Annotated in this window: 12 protein-coding genes; 8 read left to right on the forward strand and 4 right to left on the reverse strand. The window is 59.8% G+C overall.

The features are described 5' to 3' along the window. From M0974_RS11585 to M0974_RS11595, 3 genes are all read right to left on the reverse strand, one after another. Nucleotides 1–322: response regulator (locus M0974_RS11585; protein WP_297836356.1), on the reverse strand; the 322-nt coding region annotated here is incomplete at its 3' end. A 286-nt stretch (nucleotides 323–608) separates the two neighbouring features. Then, on the reverse strand, nucleotides 609–2,114 hold the full coding sequence (locus M0974_RS11590) for an amino acid permease (RefSeq protein ID WP_297836358.1): 1,506 nt from the start codon (nucleotides 2,112–2,114) through the stop codon (nucleotides 609–611). After that, the gene (locus M0974_RS11595) at nucleotides 2,111–3,391 is read right to left on the reverse strand and encodes an aspartate aminotransferase family protein (protein ID WP_297836360.1); all 1,281 of its coding nucleotides are present in this window, start codon (nucleotides 3,389–3,391) and stop codon (nucleotides 2,111–2,113) included. Before M0974_RS11595 ends, M0974_RS11590 begins: the two co-directional genes overlap by 4 nt. 196 nt (nucleotides 3,392–3,587) lie before the next feature. Here M0974_RS11595 and M0974_RS11600 point away from each other — a divergent pair, with 196 nt between their 5' ends. The 4 genes from M0974_RS11600 (at nucleotide 3,588) to M0974_RS11615 (ending at nucleotide 7,623) form a co-directional block, all read left to right on the forward strand. Continuing rightward, complete coding sequence (locus tag M0974_RS11600; RefSeq protein ID WP_297836362.1) at nucleotides 3,588–4,499, forward strand: LysR family transcriptional regulator; 912 nt, start codon at nucleotides 3,588–3,590, stop codon at nucleotides 4,497–4,499. Nucleotides 4,500–4,579: 80 nt separating this feature from the next. Then, nucleotides 4,580–5,479 (forward strand): polysaccharide deacetylase family protein, encoded by a 900-nt coding sequence (locus tag M0974_RS11605; RefSeq protein WP_297836363.1) that lies wholly within the window; start codon nucleotides 4,580–4,582, stop codon nucleotides 5,477–5,479. A 119-nt stretch (nucleotides 5,480–5,598) separates the two neighbouring features. Further along, nucleotides 5,599–6,591 carry a TauD/TfdA family dioxygenase gene (locus M0974_RS11610; RefSeq protein ID WP_297836364.1) on the forward strand — a complete coding sequence of 331 codons (993 nt, stop codon included), beginning with the start codon at nucleotides 5,599–5,601 and terminating at the stop codon, nucleotides 6,589–6,591. A gap of 18 nt (nucleotides 6,592–6,609) precedes the next feature. Then, entirely contained in the window at nucleotides 6,610–7,623 is a 1,014-nt protein-coding gene (locus M0974_RS11615) for a GNAT family N-acetyltransferase (RefSeq protein WP_297836366.1), read from the forward strand. Between the two features lie 145 nt (nucleotides 7,624–7,768). Here the strand turns inward: M0974_RS11615 and M0974_RS11620 are convergent, their stop codons facing one another. Next, nucleotides 7,769–8,317 (reverse strand): RNA polymerase factor sigma-70, encoded by a 549-nt coding sequence (locus M0974_RS11620; RefSeq protein ID WP_297836368.1) that lies wholly within the window; start codon nucleotides 8,315–8,317, stop codon nucleotides 7,769–7,771. A gap of 237 nt (nucleotides 8,318–8,554) precedes the next feature. Between M0974_RS11620 and M0974_RS11625 the strand changes: the two genes are divergently transcribed. The 4 genes from M0974_RS11625 to M0974_RS11640 form a co-directional block, all read left to right on the forward strand. After that, nucleotides 8,555–8,770 (forward strand): MbtH family protein, encoded by a 216-nt coding sequence (locus M0974_RS11625; RefSeq protein ID WP_297836369.1) that lies wholly within the window; start codon nucleotides 8,555–8,557, stop codon nucleotides 8,768–8,770. Between the two features lie 6 nt (nucleotides 8,771–8,776). Continuing rightward, on the forward strand, nucleotides 8,777–9,502 hold the full coding sequence (locus tag M0974_RS11630) for an alpha/beta fold hydrolase (RefSeq protein ID WP_297836371.1): 726 nt from the start codon (nucleotides 8,777–8,779) through the stop codon (nucleotides 9,500–9,502). Between the two features lie 27 nt (nucleotides 9,503–9,529). After that, a complete protein-coding gene (locus M0974_RS11635; RefSeq protein WP_297836373.1) occupies nucleotides 9,530–16,057 on the forward strand; it encodes a non-ribosomal peptide synthetase in 6,528 nt (2,175 codons plus the stop codon). Next, nucleotides 16,054–18,634, forward strand: a 2,581-nt coding sequence (locus M0974_RS11640; RefSeq protein ID WP_297836375.1) for a condensation domain-containing protein, incomplete at its 3' end; no start/stop codon positions are given. The genes M0974_RS11635 and M0974_RS11640, both read left to right, overlap by 4 nt.

Consider the following 18,634-nt stretch of genomic DNA (forward strand, 5'->3'; position numbering starts at 1 on the left):
CTTCGGACACGAAAGGTTTGACCAGATAGTCGTCACCGCCCGCACGCAGGCCGCGAATCCGGTTATCGACGTCGCCGAGGGCGCTGATCATCATCACCGGGGTTCGATTACCAGCCTCGCGTAACGCAACGACCACGGCGAGGCCATCCATCCCCGGAAGCATCCGGTCCAGGGTGATGACATCAAAGGTCTCATTCAGCGCCCGTTCAAGGCCCAGCGCGCCGTCGCCGACGCATTGCACGTCAAACCCGACTCGGCTTAGCTCTGAGGCGATCTCCTGAGACGCATCAATATCGTCCTCGATACAAAGAACTTTGCGCATCGTGACCTCCCGCTGAAATGGCCACCATCCTAAAGCATATTGCTCCGAGCGGTGGAGCGGGGCTGATCAAGCACACCGTGTCGGGTCTTTAGCAAGAATCTCCCACAGTTTTGTGAACTGCCAAAAATCCGGCGGCATGCTGAGATTCGGTGGGACCGAACTTGTTCGGGAAGCTATCGGCACGGTTTGTCCGAACTAACGTGGTGCAGGTTGTAGGCGCTGCCGAAGGCTGCGATACATTCAGAAAAATCGCTTCCGTCGGCAGTTCCTACAAAGGGATCTGCCATCAACCTTTCAGCGTTTTGCTCGGTCCTGCCGTGCCGTTATTCAAGCGTCGGCGCAGAACGAATAACCACCACAGTGCGCCAACACCGAGGGTAACGCCGGTGGTGATTGCGCCGGTATGGCTTTCCTCCGGCAAACTCAGGGTCAGGATCACCGCAATCGCCCACAGCCCACCGATGACGATCATCGGCAGTAACCAACCACCGAGGTCGAACACACCTTTAGGTGCACTGGGCATCCGGCCGTTTTTATACGCCAGGTACGCGGCAATCAACGTCAACAAGTAGGTGCAGTAATACGTCAGGCCCACCATCGAATAGATCGCGGTGACGAACCCACCACTGGCCAGGTTGAGCAATACCGCAATCGCGGTAATCAACACGATCGAAGCAACCGGCGTACCGAAGTGCGGATTGATCCGCGCCAGTACTGTTGACCCTGGCAGCATGTTGTCCCGCGACAGGGCGAAGGTCATCCGCGTGGCGACGGCCATGTTAGCGATCAGGCAAGCGAAGATCGACGCGAAGGCAATCACGATCATCACCGTGCCAGCGGAGTTGCCCAGTTGCAGGCGCACGATGTTGATCACCGGGTTTTCCGCCTGGCTTAGCAAGTCGGACACCGATCCCGGAATCGCGATACTGAGCAGGGCGAACACCACAAAACCCAATACGCTGGACACTACTACCGCACGAATCATTGCCCGAGGTGCTGCGCGGCGTGGGTCCTTGGTTTCTTCGGACAAGTCCGCCGCACCTTCCCAGCCGAGCAGCACGGACACCGGCAACAACATTGCCAGGGCAACCGTGGTGAAGCCAACGGGTCCGCCGCTGACGGGAGCAACAGCCGTCAGAATGGCAATGCCCTGGGTGTGTTCGAAGAAAAAGAACACCCCGAGAAGCAACGCCACCGCCAACAGCACCGTGCCAATGATCTCGATGATTGCGCCGATGTCATTGATCCGCGTCGCCAGGCGTATGCCGCAGATATTCAACAGCCCGACCACCAGCGTAGCGCCGATGCTCAAGCCTTGAATCTGCCCTTGGGTAGGGTTGGGCCAGATCTCTGGCGCGAACACCGTACCAATGGCCGCAGAAGTGGCGGCGGTCCCGGCCACGAACGAGATGAATGCCACCCAGCCGGTAAACCAGCCGAAGTGATTACCGGCCAAGCGACTGGACCATTGATAGGCATAACCGGTGAGGGGAATCCGTCCAGCCAAATGCGAATACACCAACACGATGCACGCCACTAGCGGGATCACCAACAGCCACAACAGAATGCCGATTCCGCCGACCCGGTTGAACGGGTCGGCGAACAGCGTTACCACTCCGGTGTTGATGGACACCATGGAAAAGGCCAGCGCGAACGAGGTGAATGAACCCATCGTACGGTGCATTTTTTGCTGGTAGCCCAAGGAGGCGAGGTCAGCGTCATCACTCGACAAGGCAATGCCGTTGGGATCGGTAGCGGTAAAGGGCAGCTTGCTTTCGATTATTGAGCTCATGCACGTTGCTCCTCAATGATCCCGATAACCTCGTCCAGCACGTCGAGGGCGCGTTCCAACAATGGACGTTCGATATCCAGCGGCGGCTTGACCTTAATCAAGTTGCCCAGCCCGGCATAGCGGCTTTCGCCGAACAACACACCACGCTCCAGCCCCAGGCGGTAAACCTCCTGGGATTCGCGGCAAGCCGGTTCCTTGGTCGTGCGGTCTTTGACCAGTTCGATGGAGGCCATCAAACCAGGGCAACGCACATCGCCGATTAGCGGATGACGTTTCTGCATGTCCAGCAAACGTGCGGTGATGTACTCTCCGGACAGCCGCGCTTTCTCGCACAAACCGTCGGCAACGATGGCCTCAACGGTCGCATAACCCGCTGCCAACGACACCGGAAAATGCCCGAATGTGAGGGCTTCTTCGCCTTCATCAAACCACTTGAGTTTGTCGTCGGCAAAAATCCCCGCCAGCGGGAAACCACCGCCAACGCCTTTGCCAAATACAATAATGTCCGGCACCACGTCGTAATAATCAGCGGCGAACATCGTGCCCATGCGCCCGAAACCCGTCTGCACTTCGTCGAAGATCAGCAGCACACCCAATCGATTGCAAATCTCGCGCACGCCCTTGTAATAAGAACGCGGGAATTCAATATGCCCGCCGTTGCCCTGAATGGGCTCCATCATAATCGCCGCGACGCCGCCGTCGACGCCCTTGAGAATGGTTTCTTCCAGCAGGCCGAGGCACAACTGTGATTCTGCTTCCGGGTCCATGCCCATGCGGGTGCGGTAAGGGTTTGGATGTGGTACCCGAGTAAAACGCGGTTGAATCGCCAGGAACGGGTTATTCGGGTGCGGCCAACTGGCGCCGAGGGTGGCCAGTGAGCGGCCGTGATAGCCGTCTTGCAACACGAGCAGGTTCTGGGCGCCGGGGCGGTTTTTGAACGCCAGCTTCATGGCCATTTCACCGGCAAGGCTGCCGTGCAAGGCAAAGCCCATTTGGTTTAGCGAAGCGGGGGAGACTTCACGCAGCTTGGACACCAGCCGGGTGTGTGCCGCCGAGCCGAAGTTGGGCCGGATGTGAGTCATGTCACGCAGCTGGGCGATGGCGGCTTCGACCACCCGCGGGTCGTTGGCGCCCAGGTTGTTTGACCACGCCTGAGCGGTGCAGTCGATGTATTCCTTGCCGTGGTCATCCCAGACCAGTGAACCGCGTGCTTTGACCAAATTAATCTTGCTGGTGCTGTTAAGAACAGGGGCTGCGGATTTCATCGCGTCATTCATCTGCTTATCTCTTTTGTTTGGCGGCAGTGTTTGTGGATGTGCAGTTATTGTTAAAAGCTCGCTGCATCGAGTTGAGCCATGCTAGTGCGCAACACGCGGGTAATAGAAAGACCGATCACCACCGGATTATTTGGCGCAGCTTATAAGTCGTGGCATGATCCGGCGATTGTTCACTGAGCAAACGTTGGGGTGTGGAATGTCGATTGCGGGATTGGATATTCGCCAACTGCGGGCCTTCGTCATGGTCGGGGAAGAATTGAGTTTTGTCGGCGCCGCGACTCGCCTGCATATTTCCCAGCCCGCGCTGTCGCAAACCATTCGCCAATTCGAAGCCCAGCTAGGTGTGCAGCTATTTGATCGTAATACCCGTAAGGTCGCCCTCAGTGACGCCGGGCAAGCGTTGCTGCCCCAAGCGCGGGACATCCTGAAAAAGATCGCCCAGCTGGCGCAAACTGCCGAAGATCACGCAATCGGTCTGCGCGGTTCATTGAAAGTCGGATTTTTGATTGGTGCGGGCGTGGACTTGATGCCGAAGATATTGAGCTCATTTGCCAAGCTCTTCCCGCAGGTCAACGTGATCGTTAAGGAATTCGATTTTTCTGCCCCGGATGCGGGCATTGGCGACGGCATGGACGTTTCCGTGTTGCGCCCGCCACTGGACCTGCAAGGAATCGAATTGATCACCCTGGTGGAGGAAGATTGCGTCGCGTGCCTGCCCAGCACCCACCGTCTGGCAGGCGCGCAGTCGGTCAGCATCTATGACTTGCTCGATGACCCGATCATCGCTGCGCCCGGCAGCGGAATTTGGCGCAGCTATTGGACCGCCGACCTTTACCGCAACGCCAACCGCGCGCCCATCGTGCATGAAGCGTCGACGGTTGAAAGTGAGTTGCAGGCGGTCGCCTCGGAGCGCGGCATCAGTATCACGGCGTCGTCAACTGCGCGGTTTTACGTGCGTCCCGGTGTAGCGTTTCCGGTGATCAGAGACATGCCCAAATGCACGGTGTGCATTGCGCTCCCCAACGAACCGAGCATCGCCGCACGCAATTTCGCCACGTTAGCGGTACAGGTAGCGAATGCGCACGGTGAGCGTTTAATTCAACCGTGAATGCTCGTTGGGCTGAGCGATAATTCAAGCAACGCTTTATGATGGCAAACTCCTCGCGATCTGCACGTAGGCAAAACCACATGAAGTTGGCTGTAACCGTTTTATCAGTGTTCGCTATGGTACTTGGGCTCAGCGGCTGTATCAGCGCCCCGATCGAAATGACCCCGCAGACTGCGCAACGCTTGCAATCACAAGCCCCGATTCGTTTTCTGCTGACGTTCGACGACGGTCCAAACGCGTCGAGCTTTTTTAACCCATCGCTCGCGGTTCTTGATGCGCTTGCCGTTAACCCGATTGAGCCAGGCATCAAAGCGGTATTTTTTGTGCAAACCCGTGCACCGCGTGCGGGCGGCAGTGAAATTGGTAAAACAGTCATGCGCCGCGAACACGCCGAAGGCCATATCTTGGGCTTTCACACCGCAACGCCATGGCACAGCAACCATCGTTCACTGAACGCGCAAGAGCTGGAACAGACGCTCACCAACGGCAGTGCGGACATCGCCGCAATCACAGGAACAGCGCCGAACCTGGTCCGGCCGCCGTTCTGGAATTACGATAAACGCACCTTCGCCGCGTACCAGCGGCACGGCATGCACATCGTGTTGACCGACCTGAGCGCCAATGATGGCAAGATCTGGGGTTACAACCTCAGCCTGCGCAGACGCTCGCACATGGTCAGGGAATTATCAGTGCTGCGCGAGAAGATCGCCGCAGGTGAACTGCCGGCCGTTGACGGTGTGATTCCGGTGGTGGTGACCTTTCATGACATCAATCGCTACACCGCCCGGCATGCTCAGGAATACCTGCAAATCCTCATCGACAGTGCGCGTGAGACGGGCATGACCACCGCAACCAAGCCGTTCTACGACGATCAAGCCGAGCTGCAGCGCGCGGTAATGGCCCGCACCATCAACACCAGCTCCGAACCCGTAAGTTTGCCCGGCTTCTGGAATTGGTGGTGGGACGGTGATTCACATTGATGAAACCCCGCCGCACAACAAAACCAATTCGCAAAATTTGCGGGCTCTTCGTTCGTCTTCTTTGAAACTCCCGAAATAACTCTGCGGGCAGTTCAATGATCTCGTCCGGAGTACTCAGCATGAACACCCGACTATTCGCCGCAGCGCCTTGGCTTCAGCTTGAAGAAGGTTTGCCATTGCGCGTGTCGCCCACCCAGCCCGGCATTTCGCTGGACAGTTGCGCTGGTCAACTGCAGGACCTTGCACGGACCCACCTTGAGCGTAACGGCGGTATTCTTTTCAGTGGCTTCGAGCCGCTCGGCGTTGAAGGCTTCCAGCAATTTGCGAGTTCCCTCGGTCATCCGCTGCTCAGCTATGAGTTTGGCTCGACACCTCGCAGCCAGGTCGCTGGCGGCGTCTATACCTCCACCGAATACCCGGCCCATCGATCGATCCCGCTGCACAACGAACAGGCGTACACCACCGAATGGCCAATGCGCATCTGGTTTTATTGCGCACAGGCCGCGCAGACCGGCGGGCAGACGCCGATCGCTGACAGTCGTGAAGTTTATCGGCGCATCGACCCCGCGTTGCGCGAGCACTTTGCCAATAAACGCCTGATGTACGTGCGCAATTACGGCAACGGTCTAGACGTCGCCTGGCAGCAAGTGTTCAACACCGAAGACCCCGCCCAAGTCGAAGCGTATTGCCGCCAGCGCGGCATCGAGTACGAGTGGAAGAGCGACGGAGAGCTGCGCACACGCCAGGTGTGTCAAGGCGTAGCGCAACACCCGCGCACCCGTGATTGGGTCTGGTTCAACCAGGCGCATTTGTTTCACATCAGCACGCTGGACCCGGAAATGCAGGAAGTGCTGCTGGACACGGTTGGCGAAGAAGACCTACCGCGTAACGTCTATTACGGCGACGGCAGTCCACTGGAAACGGCGGCTTTGGATGAAGTGCGCGGTGTGCTCGGTGAGTGCGAGATTGTTTTTCCGTGGGCCAGCGGCGACGTGCTGTTGCTCGACAACATGCTCACAGCGCACTCGCGTGCACCCTTCAGCGGGCCGCGCAAAGTCGTGGTCGCCATGACCGAAGGCCACGGGCTGAGTCTTTCTCAGTCTGCCGTTTGATTTTCAAGGATTCGAACCATGCCTGAGATTTCTCTATTGCACCCCTTACCGTTGCCTGACGGCCATGTGCTGACGGCTTCTGCCCGAGGCGACAGATTACTGCTGGCGCTGGACGACGCGCCGCTGGTATCGCTGCGATCTGAGGCTGACCACCTACAGTGTGTCGAGGTCTATGGCGGCGATGCCAAGCGGGCGTTGTGGTCGGCCTGCTATTGGTTGTTCGCGCATCAACCGGACACCCAGCGCCTGTATTGGACTGGACTTGAGCTAGACGACGACGTGGTTGGCGCTGCACTGCACAGTGGTTTGCTGCAGCTCGATGATCAGCAGCAATTGCTCTGCGAGCGCCAAGCGTTCTGGCAGTTGGCGAAGCCGTGGCAGCGCGGGCTGTTGGCCGCGGATTACCCCCAGCAAATGATCATGACCACAGGCAAGCGCCACCCACGACGTCCGCCGAAACCGCTGGGCGAAGTCTATCGGCGTTTCGATGCACGACTTCAGGCCTGGGTGTCGTTACGCACGTTGGATATAGATACCGACCTGACGCGCTTCAGTCGCTGGCAGAATTCTGCCCGGGTCATGGAGTTCTGGCAGGAGGGCGGCAGCCTCGAACAACACCGTGAATACTTGCAAAAACTCGCAGTCGACCCGCACACAGTGACGCTGATCGGCTGCATTGATGATGAGCCATTTGCCTATTTCGAAGCCTATTGGGCCAAAGAAGATCGCATCGCGCCGTTTTATGCCGCCGGGGATCATGACCGAGGCATTCATATGCTGGTGGGCGAAGAGCACCATCGCGGCCCGCACAAAGTCGCCGCTTGGCTGGCAGCATTAGTGCACTGGTTGTACCTGGACGATCCGCGTACCTGCCTTGTGGTCGCCGAACCACGTGCCGACAACGGGAAAATGATCGGGCACATGCAGCGTTTGGGTTTCTATCGCGAGAAGGAATTCGATTTCCCGCACAAGCGAGCAGCGCTGATGGCGATCAGTCGTGAGACGTTCTTTGATCGCGGCCCGTTGTGCTAAGTGCTGCGCGACAGCGCGGCGTCTGGCTGATCTTGCGCATTCGTTGGCAAGCCAACTCCCACAGTCTGTGTATCCGACTCAGGAGTTTCGGCTTGACGCAAAATCTGTGGGAGCAGGCTTGCCTGCGAAAAGGTCGATACGACCTTCAGAGTTCAAGCTGCTGCAGCGCTTTGTGGCAGTGCACCTGGGCGTCGCGAATCATGAAGTTGACCAACGTCGGCGACACCCCCAGCTCTCCGGCCAGGTCCTTTTGCGGGCAGCCATGTATGCGGTACATCTCGAAGGCATAACGGGTGCGCTTTGGCAGCTCCGACAGGGCGATGTCGATCAGCGCCAGGGTTTGCTGATTGAGGTTGATGGTTTCGGGGGTTGCGCTGAACACCGAGGCCTGGAGGCCTTCTTCTTCTGGCGCAGCGTGGCGACGTTCAAGCGTTTGCTTGCGGTAATGGTAGATAGAGAGGTTGCGTACCACTTGGAACATGTAGCTGACCTGAGACTTGACGGTGGTAGAAAAACCCGACCGGTTCAGGCGTATGAAAGCGTCCTGAACAACGTCTTCGGCATAGCTGCGGCATCCGGTAATGCGGGTTGCAACCTTCAACAGCACCGGGTAGTTGGATAGGAATAACTCATGAAGAGAGTCGCCGCTCTGACTGACGTCAATGTCGGAGGCAAGGCAGTCGCTACTGGACATGATTCAATTTCCACTTGGGCAGGGGAGTGGGAATATATTGCTAATGAGAATTGTTTACAACAGTATTTAGATTAACGTTTGGGTGGCTTTTGGCCATAAATGTAGACAAAAACTCCCTCTTTTCAGCAACTCCTAATTAATTACTATTCTCATCCGTCTTCATCAGTACCTGCCTGCGCGTTGCTCTCGAAGAGATAACGACGGGGCTATTTACGTCGACAAATGAGGAGCAAACCAATGGCTTTCGATCGCGAAGATGCCGTGTTCAAAGTGTTGATCAATCACGAGGAGCAATACTCGTTGTGGCCGGATTACAAAGCCGTGCCCGGCGGCTGGCGTGAAACCGGTACCCGCGGCGTGAAGCAGGTGTGCCTCGATTACGTTGAGCAGGTTTGGAGTGACATGCGGCCGCTGAGCCTGCGCCAGGCCATGGATAACCGGGCGGCGGACTGATTGAGCATGCGAGTGCGATTGTTCTGCGTGCCGTATTCCGGCGCGAGTGCCAGCGTCTATGCCCGCTGGCAGCGGGGTTTACCTGAATCGCTTCAGGTCTGTCCGCTTGAATTGCCAGGGCGCGGCGCGCGGTTCGCCGAACCGCTGGCCACTGACCTGTCGGCGCTGGCGCGTCAGTTGGCGGCTGAAATATTGCCGCTGACGGATCACCCCTATGCGCTGTTCGGGCACAGCCTGGGTGCGCTGTTGGCAGTGGAAGTCGCCTACGCCCTTCGCGAACTCGGCGCACCCGATCCGCATGTGCTGGTGGCTTCTGGCACCGAAGCGCCCAGCGTTCGTGATGACCAAGACCTGCGCCAGCCATTGGATGACGGCCAGCTGATTGCGCGTCTGCAAACCCTCGGCGGCACGGCGCCCGAAGTCTTGGATAGCCCGGAACTGCTGGAGTTGATCCTGCCGGTGCTGCGTGCCGATTTTCTGCTGTGCGGCAATTACCAGCCAACCGAGCGCATGCCGTTGAACTGCCCGATCAGGGTGTTCGGCGGTCTTCAGGATGATGCCAGCCCCTCAGCACTAAGTGCCTGGCAGCGCGAAACCCTCGGTGATTTTTCCCTGCAATGGTTCGAAGGCGGACACTTTTTCATCGCCAGCAGCCAAGCCCAAGTGCTTGCGGCACTTGCGCAAGAATTTAAAACGGCGTCGCCACAACCGGCAGGCGTCGGATCTCTTTAGACGAAAAACATGCGAAAAGGTGATGCAATGGACGGTCAATTCGACGGTGCACGGGGTTTGGTCGCGGCATTGACCGAGCACGCTCAGCACTCCCCCGAGCAGGTGGCGCTGCGGTTTCTCGATGAAAGCGGTGCCACCACCATCACCTACCGCGAATTGGACGCCCATGCGCGGGCCATCGCCCAGACATTGTTGGCGCACACCTCGGTGGGCGAGCGGGCCGTGTTGGTCTATCCCAGCGGCCCCGACTATGTAGCTGCATTCTTCGGTTGCCTGTACGCCGGGGTCATCGCGGTCCCGGCGTATCCCCCTGAATCTCGGCGGGTGCAGCATTTGTCGCGTCTGTTCGGCATTCTGCGTGACGCGCAACCCCAGGTCATTCTGACCCACAGCGCCTTGCACGAAACCTTGGCCGACGCGTTCAAGGCCCTGGAAACCCCGGTGCCAACCTTGCTCAGCACCGACCATGACCTTCTCATCGCAGCTGGTAATTGGCGCCCGACAGCTTTATCCGCCGACACCATCGCCTTTCTGCAATACACCTCCGGCTCCACCGCAGCGCCCAAAGGTGTGCAGGTTAGCCACGGCAATTTGGCCGCCAACGAATGGGCCATCCGCGAGGGTTTCGCCATCGGCGCTGACGACGTCATCGTGACGTGGCTGCCGCTTTACCACGACATGGGCCTGATCGGCGGTTTGTTGCAGGCGCTCTACAGCGGCATTCCTTGCGTGTTGATGTCGCCGTTGTTCTTTCTGCAACGGCCGTTGCGTTGGCTGCAAGCAATTGCCGAATACGGCGGCACCATCAGCGGTGGCCCGGACTTCGCCTATAGGCTGTGTGCCGAGCGGGTGCGCGACTCGGCGCTGGCTGAACTGGACCTGAGCCGCTGGCGCGTGGCGTTTTCCGGCGCCGAACCGATCCGTCCTGACACGCTGGAGTTGTTTGCCGAGCGCTTTCAGCTCAGCGGCTTCCGTCCGAGCGCCTTTATGGCCTGTTATGGACTGGCCGAGGCCACCTTGTACGTCAGCGGCGGTGCGCCGGGCGCAGGTATTCACTCGACCGAATTCGCTCGTGATGCTTTGGCCGCACAACGCGGTGTGCCTGGCGTGGGATTGAATGTCGCCAGTTGCGGCAATGCCGCGCCAGGTCAACAGCTGCGGGTGGTTGATCCTGATAGCGGCAATGAACTGGCGCCAGGGCAGGTCGGCGAACTGTGGACCTGCGGACCCGGCGTTGCCCACGGTTATTGGCGCAACCCAGAAGCCACGGCGCAAAGCTTTGTCCCGCGTGATGGTCAGGTGTGGCTGCGTACCGGCGACTTGGGTTTGATGCATGACGGTCAGCTATACATCACCGGTCGCCTGAAAGACATGCTCATCTTGCGAGGGCAAAACCTCTATCCACAAGATGTGGAGCGCACCGTCGAAGACGCTGTGGACGGGGTACGCAAGGGGCGCGTGGCGGCGTTTGCGCAGCCGGGAACGGACGGTGAGGAGTGTATCGGGATCGCCGCCGAAGTCAGTCGCGGCCTGTTGAAATCCCTTGATCCAGCAACGGTGGCGCGGGCTATTCGTGATGCCGTGGCCGACGTTCATGGCGAGGCGCCGCGTCTAGTTGCACTGCTTGAGTCCGGGGCGATGCCGAAAACCTCCAGCGGCAAACTACAGCGTTCGGCTTGCCGGCAGATGCTGGCCGATGGGCAACTGGCGACGGTCTTCGTGCTTGATGCCGAGCCAATAGCCCAAGTTGCTCCGTCACCATTGGCACAGCCTCTGAACCCCGCAGAACAAGCCCTGGGTGAATGCTGGGCTGAGGTATTGGGCGCGCACCCGTCGTCAACCGACGATAACTTTTTCGCGCTTGGCGGTAACTCGCTGAAGGCCGTGCAATTGGCGGGTCGGCTGCGCGAGCGCTACGCCGTTGAAGTGCCGGTTAGTGCGCTGTTCGAGGCGCCGAACCTTGGCGCTTTTGCGCTGTGGCTGGCCGCCCAATCTCCTGTCGCAGCTCAACCAAAACTACTGCCTCAGGCGCCAGGTGCCGAACCCGTGATGTCGGCGGCGCAAAGTCAGTTATGGTTCCTCTGGAAGTTAGACCCTGAGGCCGTTGCCTATAACATTTCCGGGCAAGTGAAGCTGCGCGGGCAGCTTAACCGGGTCGCGTTGCAGGCGGCTATCGACGGCCTGGTTGCGCGCCATGCGGTGCTGCGTACCTGTTTCCCGGAAGTCGCGGGGCGCGCACAGCCGAGCCTGCAACCCGCGAGACCGTTTGTTATTCACTGGGAAGATTTGACCGGACTGCCCGTTGCGCAGGCCGAAACCGCCGCACTGCGGGTTGCACAAACCGCAGCCGATACGCCGTTCAACCTGGCCGCCGATGCGTTGTTGCGCGTGACCCTCGTCAGCTTCGGTGATGACAGCCATCGCCTGCAACTGACCCTGCACCACATCGTCGCTGACGGTTGGTCGATGAACTGCCTGATCGCCGAATTTGCTGAACTGTACAGCGCACATTGCCATTCCCGTGCTGCGCGGTTGCCAACCCTCGCCGTGGACTATTTGGACTTTGCCGCCTGGCAGCAGGCATGGCTGGCAGCCGGCGAAGGCGAGCGTCAGCTCAGCTATTGGCGTGAGCAACTGGGCAACGAATACCCATTGCTGACGGTGCCGACTGACCGACCACGGCCGGCGATTCAGGGTTTCGATGGCGGCCAGGTTAGCCTGACACTGCCGCCAGCGTTGACCGCAGCATTGAAAGCCATGGCCAGTGAGCAGCGCGCGACCTTGGCCATGCTGCTGTTGGCGTCGTTTAACGTGTTGCTGATGCGCTATTCCGGTCAGCAGGATCTGCGTGTCGGGATTACCGTAGCAGGGCGCAACCGACCTGAAATCGAGCCACTGGTAGGGTTGTTCGTCAACATGCTGGTGTTGCGCAGCGACCTGTCCGCCGACCCGTCTTTCAGCGCCTTGTTGGCTCAGGTCAAGCACACCTTGCTGCAAGCCCAGGCGCATCAGGATTTGCCTTTTGAGCAACTGGTCGAAGCCTTGCAGCCAGAGCGCAACCTAGGTCACAACCCGCTGTTCCAAGTGGCGTTCGACCATCAATGGCCGCAACTGACCGGACTTGAGCAACTGCCGGGCCTGGCGCTGGAATCTGTCGAGCATTTCCAGCAGCACACCCAGTTTGATTTGACCCTGCACACCCTGGAAACAGCTGACGAACTAAAAGCCAACTTCACCTTTCGTACCGACTTGTTCGACGCCGCCAGCGTCGAGCGCATGGCGTCTCATTGGCAGCATTTGCTACAAGCCATCGTCGCGCAGCCAGAATGCCCGGTGACGCAATTGCCGCTGATGGACGATCACCAGCGCCAGGCCCTGATTGAACGCTGGAACCAACGCTCGTGCCAGGCTCATCCCCATCGATTCGAGCAGGCCAGCCTGCATCGGGTGATCGAAAGCCAGGCGCTACGTCGGCCGCAGGCAGTGGCAGTCAGTTATGACGGCCTCAGCCTGACGTACCAAGAACTCGATCAACGCGCCAATGCGGTGGCCTGGACACTACGCACGCACGGTGTCGGGCCGGACGTGCTGGTGGGCCTCGCTATGGAGCGCTCGCTGGAACTGTTGATCGGTTTACTGGCGATCCTCAAGGCGGGCGGAGCCTACCTGCCGCTGGACCCGACTTACCCGGCTGAACGTTTGGCCTACATGCGCCAAGACAGTGGTATCGCTTTACTGCTGACGTCGCGTCAATTGGACGCTACCCCGGAATGGACAAGCGGGCTGACGGTGTTGTATGCCGAAGACGGTCAACACGCTAGCGAGGCACCGCCCGACCTCACGCAGGCCGATCACCTGGCTTACGTGATCTACACCTCAGGCTCCACGGGGCAGCCGAAGGGCGTGATGGTCAGTCATCGCAACGTGCTGCGCTTGTTCGAAAGTGCCGCTGCCCAGTTCCAGTTTGGTGAGCAGGACGTGTGGTCGCTGTTCCATGCGTATGCCTTCGACTTCTCGGTGTGGGAGATTTTCGGTGCGCTGTTCTACGGTGGCCGCCTGCTGGTGGTGCCGTACTACACCACCCGCGAACCCCACGCGTTCTACGAACTGCTCTGTCGCGAAGGCGTCACAGTACTGAACCAGACACCGTCGGCGTTTCGCGGCCTGATAGCAGCGGCGTTGGCCAGCAATCAGCAATCGGCCCTGCGCTACGTGGTCTTCGGCGGCGAAGCGCTGGACATGGCCATGCTACGGCCATGGATGGAGCGCTTCGGTGAGCAGCAACCGCAACTGATCAACATGTACGGCATCACTGAAACCACGGTCCACGTTACGTACCGGGCGTTGGGTCTTGTCGACTTGAACGCCATCGACAGCCCCATGGGCCAACCGTTGGCTGATCTGACCTGGTATTTCCTTGATACCCACGGCGAGCCTGTACCACCGGGAGTCGCCGGCGAGCTGTTCATTGGTGGTCCAGGTTTGGCCCGTGGCTACCTGAACCGCAAAGGCCTCAGCGCCGAACGCTTTGCAGCGAACCCTTTTGACCAGTCCCAGCGCCTGTACCGCACCGGCGACTTGGCGCGTTATCGCGACAACGGCACGGTTGAATACCTGGGCCGCATTGACCAGCAGGTCAAAGTGCGTGGTTTCCGTATCGAACTGGGCGAGATCGAAGCGCAACTGTATCAACAACCCACGGTGCGCGAAGCCGTGGTGCGGGTCCATCAGGGCAACGGCGAGGCGCAACTGCTGGGTTATGTGGTCCCCGATTTGGCGGCCCTGCGCGATCAACGTGAAGCAGACGACCAAGGCCAGGCTGAGCGCGTGGCACAGTGGTCGACGGTTTTCGATGGCATTTACGCGCTGAATCCTGAAGGCTCAGAGAGCAGCGAAGGGCAAGGGCCGAGCTTCACCGGCTGGAACGACAGCTACGCTGATCGGCCGATCCCGGTGGCGCAAATGCAGGAATGGCTGGACACCAGTGTCGAACGCATTCTGGCGTTGCGCCCGCAACGGCTGCTGGAAATTGGCTGCGGCGTGGGCTTGTTGACTCAGCATCTGGCGCCACGTTGCGCGGTGTATCGCGGCACTGACCTGTCCGCCCGTGCGGTGGCTGAGCTCAATGCCTGGGCAGCAGGGCGGGCAGAGTTGGCGCACATCGAGCTTCGCCAGCAAGCCGGCACCGACTTCCACGGCATTGAAGCAGGTGGCTACGACACCGTGGTTATTAACTCGGTGGCGCAGTATTTTCCGGACGTTGACTATTTGATTTCGGTGCTCGAAGGCGCCCTCAAGGCGTTAAGCCCCGGTGGCCGGATCTTCCTCGGCGACCTGCGCGCTCTGGACCTGCTGCCGGTGTTCCACGCTTCACTGGAGCTATTCCGAGCGCCTGACGATTTACCCTTGGCGTATCTGCAACCACGCATCAACCGGGCGGCGGCGGAAGACAGCGAATTGCTGCTTGCACCCGCATTCTTCGAGCGCCTGCGTGCCCGACTGCCCGCGTTGGGCACGTGCACCCTGCAACTGCGCCGTGGTGACGCCGACAACGAACTGACGCGTTACCGTTATGACGCCGTTCTGCACGTTGGCAGCGCAGTTGTTGAGCCCGACGCGACCCAAAGCTGGACCGCAACCGGCAACGACATTGCTCAGCTGTCGCGGCTGCTGGTGGAACAGCGTCCGGCACGGATACGCGTTCAGCAAGTGCGTAACCGTCGTCTGAGCAACGATCTGGCGATCCTCCAAGGCCTGACGACACCCGGACTGAGAGCGGTCGCTGATCTGCGCCGCTGGCTCTCGACCCAAGGGCAAACCGGCGACGATCCGCAGGCTTATTGGACGCTGGCCGAAGCCCACGGCTATCAGGCCAGCATCAGCTGGAGCCAGGGTGGCGAAGGGCGTTTCGACGTGACCCTGCAAGACACCAGCCTGTCGATAGTTACCGATCAAGCGCTCCCACATTTATCGCCGACCAACGACGACTGGCGCTCCCAAGCCAGTGACCCACTGTTGGCCAAGCGCCGCCAGCAATTGGGTCCGCGCCTGCGGGAAGCACTGAAGGCCAGCCTGCCTGCGCACATGTTGCCTGCCCACATTCTGGTCCTCGACCGCTTACCACTGACCAGCAACGGCAAGCTTGACGTCAGCCAACTGCTCGCGTTGGAGCCGGGGCGGATTGCCTCGGTTGCCTACCGCGCGCCCCAGGGAGAAGTGCAAATCACGCTGGCCTCGGTCTGGGCTGAAGCTTTGGGTGTGGAACGGGTGGGCAGCGACGACAACTTCTTTGAGCTCGGCGGGCATTCACTGTTGGCCACCCAAGTGCTGGCCCAATTGAATGCTCAACTGCGCGTCGAGCTGTCGTTACGCGATTTTTTTGAGGCCGGCGATTTGGCCGCGCTGGCGATCAAGGTCGCCGAACAACATGCCCAAGGCCTGTCCTCCACTGAGTTGGACGCTGAAATCAGCGCCGCCCTGGCGGCCATTCAAGGCCTCTCCGAATCACAACTGCAGGCGCTGATCGCAAGCGCCGCCGAGGAAATGACGTCATGAGTAACGTGCACGCGGCGCTGCAAAATCTCTCGCCAAGCCAGCGCAAAGCGGTCGAAGCGTTGCTGGCAAAAAAGGGCATCGATCAGCAAGCCCGGCTGCCGATTCCACGTGCCGATCGCGGGCAGGCACTGCCGCTGTCCTTCGCTCAGCAACGCTTGTGGTTTCTGTGGCAGTTGGAGGCGGAAGGCGCGGCGTACAACATTCCGGGGGCGATCGACATTGCAGGCCGGCTTGATGCGCTGTTGCTGGGTCGTTGCATTAATGCCTTGGTGCAGCGCCACGAAGCGTTGCGCACGGTGTTCCAAAGCGGTGAGAGTGGCGATGTGCAAGTCATTCTTCCGACGCTGGACATCGTTCTGCAGCAGGTTGATCTGAGCGGATTGCCCAACGCCGAACGTGAGGCTGAAACTCAGCGCTTGGCAACTGCCGAAGCCCAGGGTGCGTTCGATTTGCGCAGCGGGCCATTGCTGCGTACTTGTTTGCTCAAGCTCGGGGACCAGCAGCATGTGTTGTTGGTGACGTTGCACCACATCGTCGCTGACGGCTGGTCGGTGGACATTTTTCTCAAAGAGTTTGCTGCGCTGTACGACGCCGGCCAACAGGGTCGCCAGGCAGTCTTGTCGGCGTTGCCAGTGCAGTACGCCGACTACGCGTTGTGGCAGCGTGACTGGCTGGCGGCGGGGGAAAGCGAGCGCCAACTGAGTTACTGGCGCGAACAATTGGGCGCTGAGCACCTGCTGTTGGCGTTGCCCCATGATCGCCCGCGCCCGGCGGTATTGAGTGCCCGTGGCGGCAACGTTGCGGTGCAGTTGGACCTTGCCAGCAGCGAGCGCCTTAAGGCGTTCGCCAAAGCCCGGGAAATGACTCCGTTCAGCGTTTGGTTGGCGCTGTACAAACTGCTGCTGCAACGCTTGAGCGGCGCCGCGGACATACGTGTCGGCGTACCGGTGGCTAACCGTGGCCGGGCGGAGATCTCTGGCGTGGTCGGCTTCTTCGTCAACACCGTAGTGCTGCGCTCGCCGTTTGACAGCCAACTGACGTTTGATCAGTGGTTGACCCAGGTCAATAGCGTTTCGCAGCAGGCACAAGCCCATCAAGATTTGCCATTCGAACGCCTGGTGGAGGCGCTGCAACCGCAGCGCAGCCTGAGCCACAATCCGCTGTTTCAGGCGAAATTCAACTACGGTTTTGACACCACGCAACTGCCCAGTCCAACCGGCTTGACCCTGACTTCCCGGGCCATCGAACACTTGGGCGCGCACTTTGATCTGGCGCTGGACATCGCTGACACCTCCACCGGCTTCAAAGGCTTTTTCACCTACGCTTGCGACCTGTTTGACGAGGTCAGCGTCAACGGTTTCGCCTTGGCGTTGCAGACCTTGTTGTTCGCCGCGCTGGCTGCGCCCGAGACTCCGTTGCATCGCTTGGCCGTTGCTGCGCCGGGCACCTCGCGGCTGGTTGGGGAAGCCGCAGCACCGGCCAACACGGTATTGACGTTATGGCAGCAACAGCGCGACGCTGACCCGCAGGCCTTGGCGGTTGACGATGGCAATCAACATCTGAGCCGCCAGCAACTGGACAACCACTCTAACCGCGTGGCGCAGGCGTTGATTGTCCGCGGGGTTAAACCGGGCGAGCGAGTGGCGCTGTGTCTGCCGCGCTCGACGCAGTGGATTGTCGGGTTACTGGGCGTGCTCAAAGCGGGCGCGACCTATCTGCCGTTGGACCCGACGCAGCCGGTCGACCGTTTGCGGCAGTTGCTGGATGCCAGTGATGCGCGCGTAGTGATCGGTGATAACCCGCTTCTGGTAACCAATGACCGGGCGTTAGTAAGGCTGGACTCCACCGAAGTGCAAGGCTGTTCAGCAGTGACACCTGACCTGATCCCGCACGCAGACCAGCCGGCCTACGTGATCTACACCTCTGGCTCCACCGGCACGCCCAAAGGTGTGCTGATCAGTCATCGTGCATTGGCCAACTATGTTCAGGGGATGCTTCAACGTCTTGCCCCGTTGGCCGAGGGCGGCATGGCCATGGTCTCCAGCGTGGCGGCCGATTTAGGACATACCACGCTGTTCGCCGCGCTGTGCAGCGGGCGCGCCTTGTACTTGCCGGATGACGATGCCCTGCGTGATGCGGATGGTTTTGCCGCGTTCATGAGTGGCCACGCGGTCAGCGTGCTGAAAATTGTCCCGAGCCATCTCAATGGCCTGCTGTTGGCCAATCCGAACGCCAAGCTATTGCCGCGTGACGCGCTGATCCTCGGCGGCGAATCAAGCCCTACCGCGCTGTTGGAAAAGATTCGCCAACTGGCTCCCGATTGCCGTGTGTTCAATCACTACGGCCCCAGCGAAACCACCGTGGGTGTGCTGACTTACGAATGGCCGTTGTCCGCAGCCGTACCTCGGCACTTAGCCCTGGGCCGGCCATTGCCGGGCTACAGCGTGGAAGTGTTGGATGCCGACCTCAATCCGCTGCCAATGGGTGTCGCTGGTGAGCTGTACATCGGTGGCGTCGGCTTGGCGCTGGGGTATTTGAACCAGCCGGGGCAAACCGCCGAACGCTTCGTCGCTGACC

It is taken from the genome of Pseudomonas sp. (assembly GCF_026224925.1).
Taxonomy (GTDB): domain Bacteria; phylum Pseudomonadota; class Gammaproteobacteria; order Pseudomonadales; family Pseudomonadaceae; genus Aquipseudomonas.

Excerpts from the sequence above, each read along its gene's own strand:
- M0974_RS11590 (WP_297836358.1), bottom strand. The coding sequence starts at position 2,114 with ATGAGCTCAATAATCGAAAGCAAGCTGCCCTTTACCGCTACCGATCCC.
- M0974_RS11595 (WP_297836360.1), bottom strand. The coding sequence starts at position 3,391 with ATGAATGACGCGATGAAATCCGCAGCCCCTGTTCTTAACAGCACCAGC.
- M0974_RS11600 (WP_297836362.1), top strand. The coding sequence starts at position 3,588 with ATGTCGATTGCGGGATTGGATATTCGCCAACTGCGGGCCTTCGTCATG.
- M0974_RS11605 (WP_297836363.1), top strand. The coding sequence starts at position 4,580 with ATGAAGTTGGCTGTAACCGTTTTATCAGTGTTCGCTATGGTACTTGGG.
- M0974_RS11610 (WP_297836364.1), top strand. The coding sequence starts at position 5,599 with ATGAACACCCGACTATTCGCCGCAGCGCCTTGGCTTCAGCTTGAAGAA.
- M0974_RS11615 (WP_297836366.1), top strand. The coding sequence starts at position 6,610 with ATGCCTGAGATTTCTCTATTGCACCCCTTACCGTTGCCTGACGGCCAT.
- M0974_RS11620 (WP_297836368.1), bottom strand. The coding sequence starts at position 8,317 with ATGTCCAGTAGCGACTGCCTTGCCTCCGACATTGACGTCAGTCAGAGC.
- M0974_RS11625 (WP_297836369.1), top strand. The coding sequence starts at position 8,555 with ATGGCTTTCGATCGCGAAGATGCCGTGTTCAAAGTGTTGATCAATCAC.
- M0974_RS11630 (WP_297836371.1), top strand. The coding sequence starts at position 8,777 with ATGCGAGTGCGATTGTTCTGCGTGCCGTATTCCGGCGCGAGTGCCAGC.
- M0974_RS11635 (WP_297836373.1), top strand. The coding sequence starts at position 9,530 with ATGGACGGTCAATTCGACGGTGCACGGGGTTTGGTCGCGGCATTGACC.